The following is a 14,592-nucleotide window of genomic DNA, read 5'->3' as shown; positions in this document are numbered from 1 at the left end:
GTTCGGCAGGCATGAGCTATCCCAGCAAGCTCATTCACTCATCGTGACACTCCCATACTTTCGCCGTTACGGCGCACCGTTGAAGACGGTGTAGCCCTTGAGATAGGGGATTGCACGATCGTCCGCATCCTGCTCCTTCGGCGTGAAGGTGCCGTACTTGACGACGAGGGTTCCTTGTTCGCCCTTGCGGACCTGAGCACCGAGCTCCTGAGCCTGCCGGTAAGTCATCCATGTGTTTTCGTCGTAGCCGGCGAGTTGCCCGGAGAGCCACAGCATGACCACGTTGATGCCGCGATAGGCTTCGCCGGAGGCGCGGAGCGGCGTAGCCGACCTGCGGCTGTTTCCGCGCCATGGCCGGATCCAAGGCTTGGTGCCGGCCTCGAGCTGCTGAATGATGGTGTCGGTGATCCGCTGGTAGGTGTCCTTTACGCTCTGCATCGCCGTCTCCTGTTCGTTGGTTGACGGCAAAGATCCGAAGATAGCGAAACGACCCCATGCACCCGTAGGGCCGCAACGGAGTGTAGGACCGCGCAAGCGGTTGGATGGGGGAGGGGCTATCGTAGTTTGTCCGTCAAATCATCCAACGGACAGGGGAAGGCGCAGAGCTCCGGCACCCCGGCCAATGACACAGGCCCTCACTGCAGCGACCGGGCCGCAGGTCAGCGCTCTCGGTCGTCTTGGTCGCGGTTTCGCTGGCGATCGGCAAGCTGCTGCGCTTCGATAGCCTTAAGATCGGCGTTGATGTGCTGCGACTGAGGCTCTTGGGCCTTTTGCTGACCTGGCTGCGATTGGGCATCTTGGACCTGTTCCGGCCGCCCCAAAGTCTTGAAATCAGATCCAGCGGCGAACTTCACCTCCTCGTCGTCAGGAGGCGTCCGCTCGGGAAGGTCAGCGCGGTCAACGGCCACAATCCCCCTGTCGGTCACGAGACTCGCCACGCGATTGTCATACCCGAGAACCTGCCCTTCGATCACTTCGCCCGGGCGAGCCGTGCGGATATTGTGCTCAAAGGGTTTCTCGCCAGCCTGCTCAAGATCTGACATGGCACTGCGGATTGCCTCGCGGCGGTTAGGATCCATCGCATCCTGGATGAGGTGCTTCATCGCCGGACTGGACGGATCATTGGTGGTCTCAATGGATGCCTCGATCATGCGAGGCTTAGTGATGACGGTAAGGTCGATGTCATGTCCGTAGGTGCGGCCCAATGAGACCACCAGCGCCTCGTTTGCCCTTCCATTGCCTTCTCGAAAAGCGTGAACGTAATTCAGCTCAGAAAGGACGTGGGCAACCTTCTCGGCAAACTGCTCAGGTGTAGCGGCTTTAAGGCCCTGAACGTCTCTAGCAGGCCTCAGCGCCTCGTTGAGACCCATTTCTATCCGCGATCCGTGCAGAAACGTCGTGCCGCCCTTCGAAAGCCCTCCTACAGGCTCTACCCGCTGCCCATCGACGACAGGACTTTCATTTCGCGTATGACCTGCCCATTCATAGACATCTTGAAAGATGTAGCCGTGTAGAGCCTTCAGATGCGCTGCGTCGTGATTACCGGTCGGGCCTTTTCCCTCAGCCAGCTCTGTTTGCCTCAAAGCAGTAAAAGCGTATTCAGCCTCACGCAGCGCCGAATGGCTCCTGATATCCAGCTTGTTCTTCAGAACATCCCTGAAGTCCTTATCCTCTGAAGTGTTTGGATAGGTGTAGGAGCCTTTGGCTTCATCATCGCGGGCCAAGCGAAACCTCATGCAAAAAGGCCGCCTGAGTTCACAGGCGGCCGCTACAAATGTCTAGGTGATGATTAAGGCCGCTTGAATCGGGCCAGCATCTCTTGGCGCATTTCCTCGGAAGTGATGTCCCCCGCGACGTAGCGGGCCTTCGCTTCTTCCAAGACCGGGTCACCGGTGTAACCCTGCCGCATATTCGCAGCGCGTGCCTGATCTGAAGCCTTCTTCCGTGCTGCAACAGCTTCCGGAGAGCGATCGGGGCGAGGGGCATGAACGTTCATTGGCAGAGCCTCCAGTTACTGTTCCACTTAGCACAAAAAGAGCCGAATATCCAGCGAATGCGGGGTAAGCGGCTCTTTTATGGTGGGAGCCCGATCAGAGATCGGGCCTCCCAGAGCGATCAATCGCGGGGTTCCCATTCGATGATGGCCTGCAGTGCCAAGTCATCTTGACCGGGGTAGCGGCCCAAGTTGGCGTTGAAGCCGAGGCGCTTGATGGAGAGGGTGTAGTACGGCTTCCCTTCTCCGCTGGTCTTCTTCCAGATGCCGCCAACTTCGATGTCGTGACCGCGAGGTGACTTGGCATAGACGCGATGCGTCGGAGCCTTTTCGTTGGTGGAGTCGAAAGGTGTAACCTTGATGTCCAGGTCCCGGTCGATGGTGGAGATGAGGCCGGTTCCTTTGGCGTTGTCGATGTCGTCTCTGTCGAACTGGATGAAGTTGGTCATGCTCATGTTAATCACTCCTCTATGGTGGTTGCGATGATCGTTCATAAGGCACGGCAAAAGCGGTGCGCACCGCAGGCCGGAGCGCAGCGAAGGAGGCTGGACGGGGACAAATTTTGTTTCGCGAGGAAGCCGAAGGCGGGGAAAATTTGGAGGCGAACGGCTTTGCGCCAACCGCGTCGCCGTGCGAACGGGCATCAAGAGCAACCACTTTGGAGGTGTGGGGCCTGAGCGCTTGCAGCAATACGTCACCTCGACAAATGGGACATCGGCACAGGTCAAGGGCGGGATTGTGCTGACTGCAGCCGAACCAGCAGCCTGAAACAAGAGGCTGGGGTAACCAAGAGTTCCACCAAAACATGAGATCTCGCCATCTGTTGCCCATATCTGCGCCGCCAGTCGTTCAGTTGCCGGAATGGCTGCGGCGATAGGAGGAGGGTGATTCAACCTGAGCACCCCACAAGCCTTGGCCTCGCTGTCGGGCTCTTGCCTCGGCGCGGCGATACTGGTCCAGGTCGATCGGGTGAGATCTTGGCAGATAACGCAACAGGAGGCTGGCTTGGCCCGCCTTCACCATTTCAAGGCCAATATCCGAGTTGTCGATGAAGCACTGGCCGACAAGGCGTTTGTACTGGTCTCGATCGACTTCAACGCAGCGGACATGCTTGCCATCGATCATGCGGGCGAGGAAGCGACGTGCCTCAATCCCGCAATTCCATATCACACCGTTTTTGGAGCCAGTCTGATCCCGCTCACAGGCGTCAATGGCCGCGATACGGATCCTCTGTTGGCGAATGCTGAAGGTGTCACCGTCGATCACTCGCGCCCGGCCTGAATAGTCGGCCGCTGCAGAAGACGCGGTGAACAAAAGCGCGGCCAGCGCGGCTCCAACCAAGCGATTTCCTATCACGAGTGTGCCTCCATCGAGTTGCGGGCTGCCAGCCCAAAGACGGAGCGGTTTAGATGAAGGTCTCCGCTCGCGGCGCGGTCGGTCATAGCCCGCAAATACCCGCCCGGCGAGCTGATCTCGGCCCGCGTGTATTTCTCAAACGTCAGAGCGATAGCAACGGCAGCCGCCTGCTGGCCCATTCGGTCCACGGCCCGCTGGCGCGCATCCTCGGACACGCCGGCGATGCGGCAAAGTTTAGGAGCGATCCGGTCCAGGTCCGCCCAACTACGCGGGGGTTGGTAGCCATATTCGGCAAGGCTTGGCGTAGCCCGCCACACATCTTCCAGCGCCACAAGTGAAGGCCGCACCTGCAGTTGCCTATTGCTTTGGCGCGAACGGCTCCCCAGGCTTGCTTCAAAAGCCCTCTTGCTGGCGGAGCCAGCCTTTAGTGAGCTGACTTGTTCGGCGTTAGCCGAACGCCATTCATCATTACGAGGCTCAAAAGGCTTCGGGGTTGTAATCTGTATGTGCATGTCGTTTTCGACATCCGTGCATGTCATATTTGCATCTATGCCGGAAGTTCGCGGGGTCCGTTTCACGTTGCGCAGTCGGTCGGCAAGCCACTCCAAAAGCATTGTTGCCTTCCGGAGGACTTGGGCCGGTGCGTACCTGGCTGATCCGATGAAGGCCGCGATCTTCTCAACACGGGACCCGATCCGCCCGAGAATGACTTCGCCTCGTTCGGTTGAGGACACGAGAGCATACCTCGCGGCACGCAGAGCGTCACGGAAGCGACGCGCTGCGTTGTCGCGAACTCGAATCTCTTCCCGCTTCTGGCGCACCAGCTGATCAAGTTCATGGTGCCGAGCGATCATGACGCGCAGATCAATGCCGCAGGCGTCGGCAATATCTCCTTCGCCGTCCCGGATCGGGTAGCGCTTGAAATTTGCACTGTCCTGCATTGTGACAAGCCCGAGGTCGTACAATCGGGAGAGAATTCGGCTTACGCGTCCCGGTGACTTGTTGATGTCATACCCCAGTTGTCGGTTCGACTTGTAGACAATCGGGCGCCCGCCTTTGTCAAAGGCATCGGCCTTGGCAGTCGTTATGATAGCCTCGAGCAACGCATATTCTGAGGTCGTGATCATTCCGATCGTCATCAGATTCTTAGCGAGCACCGCAAGCTGTCCGCGGGTAACAGATCTGATTTCCGTTGACTGCGCCAGTCGCCGGAATTCGGCTCGCTCCTTCGTCATTCTGCGACCTCTCGGCCGCTTTTGTAGTGTGGGTTCCCCCATCGTCCGTCTCCTGTCAGAGGCCAGACAAAGCTCCGCCGTTCACCGAAAAGGTGTTTTGATTATTGACATCGGAGGGGAGGTCTGCGAGAACGATTTTGCTTATATTTTCGAACTGCAGACCGCTTCCGGATCTTTCGGGAGCGGTTTTTCTTTTCTGGGCCGGGTGTGATCTCCAAAAAGCTGTTAGAATGTGTGAGTCGGAATCGGTTACGGTTCCGCTCGTTACGATTTGTAGCCTGAGATACCGAATTGATGCAAGTTGACACATTTCCGCGCTGCTGCGCTGGTTCAGCCGACATCTGAAATAGCGCTTACATTTCAATTTATTAGCATGCTTTTCCGAGTCTTCCCTCTCTTCACGCTGAAATCTGGAACATTTCCAGAGTAGGATTTACCCCCGTTATTGTTGGGGAAATTCAACCGGGTGGGGAGGAGAGTTTGAGAGGAGGGGGCGCGGGCCTCCTCTCAACAAGCGGCCTGATGTGCCGTCCCCCGATACGTTTCTGCCTCCCAGGCACCTGCGAAAGCGCCCGCATTGGCTCGATGCCAAAGCGGGCGCTAAGGTGCGATCTTGCAGTAAACTCAGCCGCGCTGAATAGCCTCCTCAATGTAGGTCGGTGGTAGATCGAAGGCCTTTAGCGCTGTATCGAGTGCCTTTTGCACGTCATCCCAATCAACATGCTCCGGATCGTTCAGGTAGGCGTTGATTAGCTGGCAGCAGCTTTCGGCGGCAAGGGTCGGATCAGGTACGGAATCAAGCATGGCTTATCCTCTGGAATAGGGGAGCCGGTCACGCTGGAGGACGTAACCGGCGGAAAGCAGCGGCGGGATTATTCCGCTGCCATCGGGAACGAGTGTTCGTTCTTGTCCTCTGAGGTTTCAGCCTCACCCTCTGCGTCGGGGTCAGACGCGATCCGAACGTGAGGTGGAAGCCAACCGCTCTCCTTGATGGACTTGGCGGCATACTCCGCAGCCTCGCCCCTCTTCATGTTGCCAACACCAGCGGCGAAATCCTCGCCGCGCACCTCGGCAACAACGGCTTGAATGGTCGGCCTGTTGACGTGGCTGAAATAGCTTTCCGCCGTAGTCTCAAACCAGTCACGCATGTCCACGTTCAATGCGCGGCCCATCTGGTCTGCATGGGCCAGCGCTTGGCTGCGACTGCTGAACTTCTTCTCAACCGCATTGACGGAATGGGCGGCGGCATAGGCCAGAAGCTGCAACAATTCGCTTTGCGATTGATCCATCAGCCATTCCCAAAGGTCAGCAGGATCGCCGGGAAGCCGATGCCCATAGTTTTCCTCAAGGCTTCCCCACGCCTCAAGGGCCTTGTTCTCGGCGGGACGCTTCATCGAACCGTCCAGCACTTCATGAGTGACAGAGATTTCAAGCGCGCTCTGGTGGCCGGGAATGCCCCATGCCGTGCGATACTGCACTTTGAGCAACATCGCGTGGACGACCGCCACAAGCGCAATGTCGGGATTGTTCGCCAGCTCGACACGAAGTGCCGCCGTCTTCTGAGCGGTCAGGTCTTCAATCAATGCGGCTGAATGGGTCAGCCCCCTAGATTTCGAAGCGCCGTCAGCCTCCTCGGTCGCCCCGCCTTGCTTCCCTTCCGTGGCCTCGGCCTTCTTCTTGTCCTCGTCGCGGACAAGGCCTCTCAGCACAGACAACTTGCCCCAATGGTCGATTGTGACGATTGCCCCTGCCATTGCGAGGTCTTCGCCGCGATAGGCTTCTTCGCGCTTCTGCAGGACGGCAATTTCCTGCTCGACGGCGGACAAGGCGGCCTCTGCACCTTCATCCTCCTGATCCGCATCGATCTGCGCCGCCAGTTCGTCATAACGCTCGGTCAGAGCGTCAAGCTTGGCTTGATCCTCATCGCTTAGGTCCAAGCGCTGCGGGTAAACCCGGGCCATCTGATAGATGTTATCCGGCTGCTGAGCGCACCACTCGACCCATTTCCAGCCTTCGGCCTTCACGGCTTCCGCCTCGACCTCCAACTTCTCGGCAACCAGCATTTCAAGCAAGCCGCTATCGCATGCAAAGCCTCCTCCCTGCTCGGCAAACAGGTCGCGGCGCACTGGACCGCCAGCCGCCTCATAAACCTCTAAACCGCCGATCAGCGCGAGCCGCTTGTCGCTTGCAGGGACTTCATCCACGGCGAGACGGCGCTTGATTGTGTTGGCGCTGCGATCCCATGAGGGGAGGGCATTCCAAACCTCTTCCTGTCGAGCGTGATCGTCGGTGATGGTGAAGGCGGCAAGCTGCTCAAAGGTCATATCCTCGGCGCGGAACGCCGCGAACAGGACAGGGGAAACCTTCGCCAGCGCAAGACGGCGATTGACGATGATTTCGGTTGTCCCGAACCGGGCGGCGATGTCCTTGATGGACTTGCCCTCATCGAACAACGCTCTGAATGCCTCGAACTGGTCGGCGGGGTGCATTGCTTCCCGCATCACGTTCTCGGTCAGGCTTAATTCCGTGGCGTCACCCACCTCCCGGACAATGACATTTACAGCGTAGTCAGCCGTGATCTCGCCCCGTTCGGCCAGAAGATTGAGGGCTGCAAGGCGCCGACCGCCAGCGGTTACGAGGTATCTCCCCTTGGATGCCTTGCGCGCAACAAGGTTTTGAATGACGCCATTGGCGAGGATCGAGGCCGACAGGCTCTCGATGCTCTCCTTGGTGTAAGTCTTCCGGACGTTCTTCGGATCTGCGTCCAGCTTGTTCAATGCTATCGCGATGATGTCGCTCATGGTCTCTTGCTCCAGTTTTTCCCGTTTCCCTTGGGAGCAAGCCCCGCTAGTGGGCGAAGCCTCTGCCTTCGTTCTCGAAGGATGTGCCCCCACATCCGGCGGAACGAAGGGGGAGGGCTTGAGCCCGCTCCCGTTAGGACGCCGATCGGGTCATGGGGCGGGAGGAAGGAAAAACGGAAGGTTTGCCGGCCTGACGGCGAAAGCCGTTTTTCCTGACGAGCGACAGCGCTTGCGCGCTTGCCCATTGGCGCGATCGGCGACCTATCGTAAGAGCGGTACAGGGTAGGGTCGATGGGCGGCCGATCCCGGCCGCTCCTTGTGGATGCGAACCGGCGACGCCGGTTCTCCGTCTTCTGAACCAGGTTATGAAACGATGGATCTGCCCGCTGCGCTCCGAGTGATGAGCGCTCCGCTCCTCGGGCAGGGCGCCTTTCTTGAAGGCTATTCTCACATCCATTTTTGAGAACCTAGGAAGACTATTCCAGTTGATGTCTTACTGACGCCGGTATGACGCCAGTTGGGCATCAACTCACTCCACCAGTTTGCGCGCTGTCAGCAATTGGCGTATACAGCGCTGAGATGAAGCAAGCCGTGGACACTCCAGCGAAACTTCAGGTCGTTGAGCAACAAATGAACCCATCTAGGTACAATTTTTAATGAGCCGAATTATCGACCAAGCGGGCCAATCCTTCCCCGCATCCTTTAGTGTTGTTGGAGATGCCCGAGAAGTTGGTGAAGAGGCCGCAAGGTTCTTCGTTGAGGTGATCAATAACAATCCCCGTGCCAACATTGGCCTAGCGACAGGTGCAACAGCTAGATCATTCTATACTGCCCTTATTAAAGCGCATACCGAACTGAAGCTCAGCTTTGCGGCCGTTAACACATTCAATTTGGACGAGTATATAGGCCTATCACGTTCCCATCCTAACTCTTACTGGAATGAAATCGTGGAACAGTTCGGTCGCCACGTCGATGTACCGTTAACCCAGATTCACGCACCTGACGGAGCACATCAAGATCCTGAGGCTGCGGCTGCGGTGTACGAGGGCCTACTTGCATCGGTCGGCGGAGTGGATATCCAATTGCTGGGGCTTGGACGAAACGGCCATATCGCGTTCAATGAACCTGGTTCTCCGTTTGACTCATGTACCCGACCGGTCGATTTGACCACATCGACCCTTCAAGCAAACCAAGTGCACTTCCCGAGCGGCGAGACTATGCCACAACGCGCCATATCTATGGGAATAGCTACAATCCTCAAGGCGCGCCGCATCGTTCTTATTGCATCCGGGCAGGCAAAGGCTGAGGCTCTGAAAGACATGCTTCGGGGCACCATCGGACCACATTGCCCTGCTTCCTTCCTGCGAGCGCATTCAGCGGTCCATGTGATTGCCGATCGTGACGCGGCACGACTAGTAACCAGTTCTTAGCGGCGGGCTTGATGACTGCCATGTTGTGTTGGCTCTAATACAATACGCCGCGAAGGCTAATAAAGTATCGAGAAGGTTCAGAAATAATGTGCGGAATTGCGGGTTACTTAAGCCGTTCCTTTGCCAAACTAGCCAAGGATCCAAGATGGCTTTTCGACCTTAGGGACCAGATCCGCGCGCCTAATGCAAGCGGTCCGGAGATTGCCCGACTGGCAGTGCTGCGCCTCGAAGAAAAATTTGAGGATCTTATGTCGGCACACATGTTAGTGAGCATCATTACAAATAGCGATATTCGCTCAGCTGCGGCGGAAATTGCCGACGCGTTGTTGTCCTTGGAGAACGAACTTTCAATGGACGTAGCGCGCGGGAACGCCGAGCATGACGCGGTTATTGAGCTCTTGCGCGACTACGGATGGCAACTGCGTGAAGAAGTCTTAGAATTTGCTAAGCTTTGCGCTCTAAGTGTCCCTGACGGCAACACGTCTGCGCTGTATGTTAGTCATGCAATTGAACGGGTGTTGCAAGCGAATGATAGACTGGAGGTACGTGGCAGGGACTCTGCAGGAATATCGATCCATCTCGACGTACCTAGGTCCTCTTTCGATGGTCTTTCACAATCGACACTCGATCTCTTGGAAGCTCGCAATATAGTAGCAGCAACCGATCCTGAGACTGTATTTTCGTTCCCCGCCATCGAAGGCGTGGTGAAAGTGACCTTCATCAAGAAGACCGCTAACCTTATAGGTAGTCTCGGTGACAACGGCGACAAACTTCGACAGTTAATCCGGAGAGACATACTGTTATGGGAATTGGCGTGCAGAGCGGAGAGTTGCTCAGTGCTCGCACATACTCGCTGGGCCTCAAGCGGGACGATATCAATAGCAAATTGCCATCCGCATCATGCAGCCCTTTCGGGAGAAAACGCCGTAAGCCTTGAGTCCGCCGCCGTTTTTGCACTGAACGGGGACGTTGACAATCACTTGACGCTGGTCCGCGAAGCTATTGTCGGGCGGGGCAAAAGCATCGACCCCCGCGTGACTACTGACGCTAAGGTGATCCCGGTGTTGTTTCGCTTGGACGAGTCGCACGATCTGTTCACTCGGTTCCGCTCGGTATTCGGACGTCTCGATGGCTCTATGGCCATCGCTGCGATGGGTCCCCTGATCAGCGACGCAGCATTTCTGGCGCAGAAGGGCTCGGGACAAACACTCTACGCTTCCAGGCTCCCTGACGGCTGGATGTTTGCGTCAGAGGGATATGGCCTCGCTTCGGTGGCACGCAGCACCTTCACATTAGCTGATGACGATGGCGAGGGCATCTGTGTGAAGCTTGGTGCCGAAAGCGACTTACCAGTTGCGTCTCGAGTTGGAGGTGGTCATCCTGCAGTGGCGATGCAACCTTCAAGTATCCGTATTTTCTCACGAGATATATTCAGGGGCGAACACGGTTATTTTCTTCAGAAAGAAGTCCATGACGGTCCATCATCGGTAGCTAAGACATTGCTCGGGCGCTATCGGTGGGTTGACGACGACGTGAGCTTTGACGGGCTGCAGACGGATATTTGGGAATCGCTGCGAAATCGTCTCGCAAAGGGACTAAACCAGATATATGTAGTTGGGCAGGGCACGGCTGGCGTTGCGGCAGTCGGAATAGCAGCTTTGATAGAGGCGGCCGTCTGCGCGCGCAATCGCTCGGCCGTCAAGGTAGTAGCTATGCGGTCGTCGGAACTGTCGGCTGATATAGACAGGTTTGACTTTAGAGATGCGCTGTTGATAGCCGTCTCTCAATCCGGTACGACGACGGACACCAACCGAGCAGTCGACTTGGCGCGCGAAAGAGGAGTTTTCGTGCATGCTATTGTCAATCGACGCGGGTCTGACCTAGTGCGCAAGTCTCATTCGACCCTCTACACGTCAGATGGCAGAGACGTTGAGATGTCCGTCGCTTCCACCAAGGCATATTACTCCCAGATTGCGGCGGGTAAGCTGACAGCCCTATTTCTCGCTGACACCCTGCGAAGCCTCTCCAAATCAGAAATCCGCATGGAGATGATAGATCTCGAGGCTTTACCCGATAGAATCTCTGAGGTTCTTGAATACGAGCAAGAGATCGCTAAATGTGCTGCCGAAGTGGCACCACGATCGCGCTACTGGGCAGTGACGGGCTCCGGGGCTAACTACCTTGCAGCGCTGGAAGTCCGTATAAAGCTGTCGGAACTATGCTATAAGTCTATTCCTGTGGACTTTACGGAAGACAAGAAGCATATCGACTTATCAACAGAGCCCTTGACTCTTGTGATAGCTAACGATGTGCCGCCCGCTCTTCTGGGAGATGTACAAAAAGAGATTGCAATTTTCAAAGCGCATAATGGACGTCCCATTGTTTTCGCGACACGGGGGCCTGAGGCCGAGTCATTTGCGACTGACGCGGAACGCGTAATAGCACTGCCCAGAATGGGATCAGGATTGGCGTTTGTTCTCGCGACTGTGGCAGGACACCTATTTGGGTTGCATGCTGCACTTGCAATAGATGCTGCGGCGCAACAATTGAAGCTAATATCTGCTGATCTCGAGCGCGCGATTTTGGATGAATCCCCTGACGCGGTTGCTGGCGGAACTAAAAAGCTGAGGGATGTTATCTTAAATGCAGCAGCCGGTAACCTCGATTCAGGTTTGAGTGCCCGCTATATCGGTCGCATTTGTAACGCGACCTTTGCAATCGAAAAGTGTGTGACAACTCCGTGGTCGAACGACACCTCAACTGTTATTAGAGATGCATTAGGTGTCTTGCGCGAAGCTATTGAAGAACTAAGCCGTCCTGTGGACACCATTAGACATCAAGCGAAGACCGTCACGGTGGGCACGAGCCGTCCGCAAGACTCGATAGCGCCGGCTGTTGCTCGGGCATTAGAACGTGTCGGTCTCAAAGAGCACCAGATGTCGACGGATGACCGCAAGGCGGTTTCAAGCGTTTCACACATGGTCGATGAGGTCCTTTGGCATACCATGTTTAGTATTGACCGCAAAGAATCATCACCAATTCTCGAACTTGTTGGAGAAGTTCATTCGGGTCTTCCTCGGCGAATAGAAGCCTTGGGTGTGCTTGGACAAGCACTAGATGAAGGCATCACACAAGCCGGCCATTTCCTAGAAACACCAATACTGATCATTCCTCTCCGTGGGGAAGAAACTGCAAATATAGAGGGGTTGGCCGTTTTAGCGTTGAAAATGCTAGTTAGCGCGTCACTTGAGCAAAAACTTGCTTCGATGAAAAACTTGAGGCAATATCGCGCAAAGCTACGCGAATGGGAGGATGTTTTCGGTAGAGATGGCGAAAACCAACTGTATGGAGCTGTAGCAGGAACGGCTCCAGTAGATTTGCTTTTCAACTCGCCATACTTCCTCCCGGACGCTTCAAATCTAAGAAAATTGAAGGCGTAAACTGAGTTTACATTGTAACTTTCATGAGGAAAGATGATGGAAACGGTACAAAGCTTTCTCGCCGGGACAGTTGCGATTGCAGAGTTTAACCTAGCACGACTAAGAGAAGTCGCAATCGCATTTGAGGAAGGCGATAAATCTGAAAATTCAGTCTGGAAGTGTAAAGGCCTAGCCTGCTTTTACGGACGAAATGACCAAGCCGCCATACACTACTTCAATGTCCTATGTGCCACGGATCCGACCGCTGACAACTTCGGCACTTTGGCACTAGCTCTGCTTCGAAATGGAGAATCGGAGCGGGCAGCAGAGGCTGCCAAAAGGTGTATTGAATTGGATGCGGATTGTGCTGCAGGACATCAGGTCCTTGCAGCCACCTACTTAATGTCCGGATCCCATGAAGCGGCGCTACTAGAAGCCCAACGTGCATACGAATTACAGCCAGATGACCCTAGAAACTCGGCGCTTGTCAATCTTGCTTCTACGAAAGAGATAGCAGCAGTAAAATACCAGGAAAGTAGTTGGCTGATGGAGATCGGGCGCCCCCAGCAGGAGGGCTGGCTTGGTCGGGAATTGGGTCTCCAAATGCTCGTAGCCGCCGATGTTTTGACCTAGGCCTGTCGAAACAATGACGTTTCCTCGTCCTCGACCAGTCTCCGTGAATGCTGCATTGTCATTTCTGAGCGTTCCAAGCATGGCGGTACTTGGTGAAGTTGATTTTCGAGCGGAAGCTCAGACTGTTCATCTAACCGGTTCGCTTGCCGACGGCTTCGCCAATCGGCATTCCGACATTGATATAATAGTGGTAGGCGGCAAACCGCCAAATACTTTGCGAAGTTGGCTTGCAGGGCACTGGATTGATACATGGTATCTTTCAGATCTGGCCCTTGAAGAGATTCTTGCGAGATTGCGCGTCAGTTCTGCTTATCCGCATCGCTGGGGTGAGAACGTGCTCTCCTATGAGCAGACAGAACAAGCGCACCGTCTCGGCATCGCGTTGCCATTTACTCCGTCTGCAAGCGAACTTGTATCGCCAGCGTCCGTTCGCAGAGCTACGTGTTTCTATCACATGTTCGTCGCACGTAATCTGCGCGTTGATCTGATCGGTGCGATAGAAAGCAGCCAATGGGAACAGGCGATGCATATTCGGTGCATGATGATAGACGCCTTGATTGACGGTGCATGTGCGCTGGCTGGTGAGACCAATCCCAACCCAAAATGGAGACTTGGGAAAGAAGCCAGATGTGACCTATCTGACTTCTATCATTTGCGCGATCTGAAGAGGCATCATGCATCGCATTCGGAGGACGACCAACGAGCGGTAGCGGCACACCTCTCGGAGATTCTGTATGAACTAATGAGCCAGACTCGCGGTGGCGCAGTGCCGCATGTGAACTCACTGCCCAAGCTACCAACAGACCGCTTCTATGAGATACACGGTGATCGGATTCTAGTAGTAGGTGCGGATGGTGCTGCCGAATTGTTTGCCGAGCTAGGACACGCTCCCCATGAATGAGGTTGAGCTAACACCGCGTCCCGTTCGGGAAGCGCGGGGAGTTGTGGCCGGATATGACTGCTTACCTTGGCGGCTACTAGGCGGCGGAAATTTAAACGACACGTATCTGCTCCACTCCGAGCACTCCAAGCTTATCGTTCGTGCTCGTAAGTCGGAACTGCCGGTGGATGTTGAAGCCTATTTGGCCGAACTGGTGGAGGTCGTAGGGAGCGTATTGCCGTTTCTGCAATTTCGTTACCGCACAGTCACGGAGGAGATTACAATAATCGAAAAGCTCAGTGCCGCCAAGGTTCGCGTTCCGGTGATTAGAGCGTATGGTGAAGACTGGCTTGCCTATACATTCGTACCGGGAACCCCGCTGGCAACTCTGCTTCAGTCTAGCCCATGCGTAATTCAAATATCACATTTCTTGCATGAGGTGGCGATGGCCAATGCCGCCGGTCTAGTCTGCGGCGACAGGTGGGGAGGGAATGAAATTGTGGACCAACTCGGTAACGTCAACCTCATAGACTTTGACATAGAATGGTTTGGGCCAGACCTCGAGCTTTTAAAAAATCTGGACGTCGCCGTGGCAGTCGCGGGCATCCTTCGAAACGCAACCTTTGAAGAATCTTGCTCACACGTCGAAGAGGCACTCAGGGCTGTCGCGAGCGTCCACGCGTATGACCTTGCGGTAGTTGCCATGATACTCGACCGATATGCTGACTTCTATGACAACGACACCGTAATGCTTAGGCTTTCCTTAGCTGGCCCTTCTAATTTGTACCGACGTGCTGTGAGTCGTCTGCGATCATTTGCTCAGTCTATTGCGTGGGGTAGTTAGT

Annotated in this window: 12 protein-coding genes and 1 pseudogene; 5 read left to right on the top strand and 8 right to left on the bottom strand. The window is 55.5% G+C overall.

Features of this window, described 5'->3' with window-relative positions:
- Positions 1-78: 78 nt before the first annotated feature.
- From MUU53_RS12260 to MUU53_RS12225, 8 genes and pseudogenes are all read right to left on the bottom strand, one after another.
- Positions 79-438 (bottom strand): annotated as a pseudogene (locus MUU53_RS12260) (ArdC-like ssDNA-binding domain-containing protein); the annotation flags it as partial.
- Positions 439-659: 221 nt separating this feature from the next.
- The gene (locus MUU53_RS12255) at positions 660-1,736 is read right to left on the bottom strand and encodes a Fic/DOC family protein (RefSeq protein WP_037093581.1); all 1,077 of its coding nucleotides are present in this window, start codon (positions 1,734-1,736) and stop codon (positions 660-662) included.
- Positions 1,737-1,789: 53 nt separating this feature from the next.
- Positions 1,790-1,996: an antitoxin VbhA family protein gene (locus MUU53_RS12250; protein ID WP_102022172.1), complete on the bottom strand. Its 207-nt coding sequence runs from the start codon at positions 1,994-1,996 to the stop codon at positions 1,790-1,792.
- Between the two features lie 119 nt (positions 1,997-2,115).
- Positions 2,116-2,448: a DUF736 family protein gene (locus tag MUU53_RS12245; protein WP_247261131.1), complete on the bottom strand. Its 333-nt coding sequence runs from the start codon at positions 2,446-2,448 to the stop codon at positions 2,116-2,118.
- Between the two features lie 394 nt (positions 2,449-2,842).
- Positions 2,843-3,346, bottom strand: coding sequence for a thermonuclease family protein (locus MUU53_RS12240; protein ID WP_377307345.1), 504 nt, complete (start codon positions 3,344-3,346; stop codon positions 2,843-2,845).
- Positions 3,346-4,584: a plasmid replication protein RepC gene (gene repC, locus MUU53_RS12235; protein ID WP_247261130.1), complete on the bottom strand. Its 1,239-nt coding sequence runs from the start codon at positions 4,582-4,584 to the stop codon at positions 3,346-3,348. The genes MUU53_RS12240 and repC overlap by 1 nt, the downstream gene beginning before the upstream one ends.
- A gap of 624 nt (positions 4,585-5,208) precedes the next feature.
- Complete coding sequence (locus MUU53_RS12230) at positions 5,209-5,388, bottom strand: hypothetical protein (protein WP_037093574.1); 180 nt, start codon at positions 5,386-5,388, stop codon at positions 5,209-5,211.
- Between the two features lie 68 nt (positions 5,389-5,456).
- Positions 5,457-7,385 (bottom strand): ParB/RepB/Spo0J family partition protein, encoded by a 1,929-nt coding sequence (locus tag MUU53_RS12225; RefSeq protein ID WP_247261129.1) that lies wholly within the window; start codon positions 7,383-7,385, stop codon positions 5,457-5,459.
- 656 nt (positions 7,386-8,041) lie between these two features.
- Between MUU53_RS12225 and MUU53_RS12220 the strand changes: the two genes are divergently transcribed.
- From MUU53_RS12220 to MUU53_RS12200, 5 genes are all read left to right on the top strand, one after another.
- The gene (locus tag MUU53_RS12220) at positions 8,042-8,815 is read left to right on the top strand and encodes a glucosamine-6-phosphate deaminase (RefSeq protein ID WP_247261128.1); all 774 of its coding nucleotides are present in this window, start codon (positions 8,042-8,044) and stop codon (positions 8,813-8,815) included.
- A gap of 86 nt (positions 8,816-8,901) precedes the next feature.
- Positions 8,902-12,255: an SIS domain-containing protein gene (locus tag MUU53_RS12215; RefSeq protein WP_247261127.1), complete on the top strand. Its 3,354-nt coding sequence runs from the start codon at positions 8,902-8,904 to the stop codon at positions 12,253-12,255.
- A gap of 33 nt (positions 12,256-12,288) precedes the next feature.
- Complete coding sequence (locus tag MUU53_RS12210; RefSeq protein WP_247261126.1) at positions 12,289-12,867, top strand: hypothetical protein; 579 nt, start codon at positions 12,289-12,291, stop codon at positions 12,865-12,867.
- Between the two features lie 79 nt (positions 12,868-12,946).
- A complete protein-coding gene (locus tag MUU53_RS12205; protein ID WP_247261125.1) occupies positions 12,947-13,768 on the top strand; it encodes a nucleotidyltransferase domain-containing protein in 822 nt (273 codons plus the stop codon).
- The gene (locus MUU53_RS12200; RefSeq protein WP_247261124.1) at positions 13,761-14,591 is read left to right on the top strand and encodes an aminoglycoside phosphotransferase family protein; all 831 of its coding nucleotides are present in this window, start codon (positions 13,761-13,763) and stop codon (positions 14,589-14,591) included. The genes MUU53_RS12205 and MUU53_RS12200 overlap by 8 nt, the downstream gene beginning before the upstream one ends.
- Position 14,592: the final 1 nt, after the last annotated feature.

It is taken from the genome of Affinirhizobium lemnae (genome assembly GCF_022968395.1).
In the GTDB taxonomy this organism is placed as follows: Bacteria; Pseudomonadota; Alphaproteobacteria; order Rhizobiales; family Rhizobiaceae; genus Neorhizobium; species Neorhizobium lemnae.
Note: the sequence above shows the minus strand (reverse complement) of the source record. Positions and strands in the feature narration are given on the sequence as shown.

Excerpts from the sequence above, each read along its gene's own strand:
- MUU53_RS12255 (WP_037093581.1), bottom strand. The coding sequence starts at position 1,736 with ATGAGGTTTCGCTTGGCCCGCGATGATGAAGCCAAAGGCTCCTACACC.
- MUU53_RS12250 (WP_102022172.1), bottom strand. The coding sequence starts at position 1,996 with ATGAACGTTCATGCCCCTCGCCCCGATCGCTCTCCGGAAGCTGTTGCA.
- MUU53_RS12245 (WP_247261131.1), bottom strand. The coding sequence starts at position 2,448 with ATGAGCATGACCAACTTCATCCAGTTCGACAGAGACGACATCGACAAC.
- repC (WP_247261130.1), bottom strand. The coding sequence starts at position 4,584 with ATGACGAAGGAGCGAGCCGAATTCCGGCGACTGGCGCAGTCAACGGAA.
- MUU53_RS12230 (WP_037093574.1), bottom strand. The coding sequence starts at position 5,388 with ATGCTTGATTCCGTACCTGATCCGACCCTTGCCGCCGAAAGCTGCTGC.
- MUU53_RS12225 (WP_247261129.1), bottom strand. The coding sequence starts at position 7,385 with ATGAGCGACATCATCGCGATAGCATTGAACAAGCTGGACGCAGATCCG.
- MUU53_RS12220 (WP_247261128.1), top strand. The coding sequence starts at position 8,042 with ATGAGCCGAATTATCGACCAAGCGGGCCAATCCTTCCCCGCATCCTTT.
- MUU53_RS12215 (WP_247261127.1), top strand. The coding sequence starts at position 8,902 with ATGTGCGGAATTGCGGGTTACTTAAGCCGTTCCTTTGCCAAACTAGCC.
- MUU53_RS12210 (WP_247261126.1), top strand. The coding sequence starts at position 12,289 with ATGATGGAAACGGTACAAAGCTTTCTCGCCGGGACAGTTGCGATTGCA.
- MUU53_RS12205 (WP_247261125.1), top strand. The coding sequence starts at position 12,947 with ATGGCGGTACTTGGTGAAGTTGATTTTCGAGCGGAAGCTCAGACTGTT.
- MUU53_RS12200 (WP_247261124.1), top strand. The coding sequence starts at position 13,761 with ATGAATGAGGTTGAGCTAACACCGCGTCCCGTTCGGGAAGCGCGGGGA.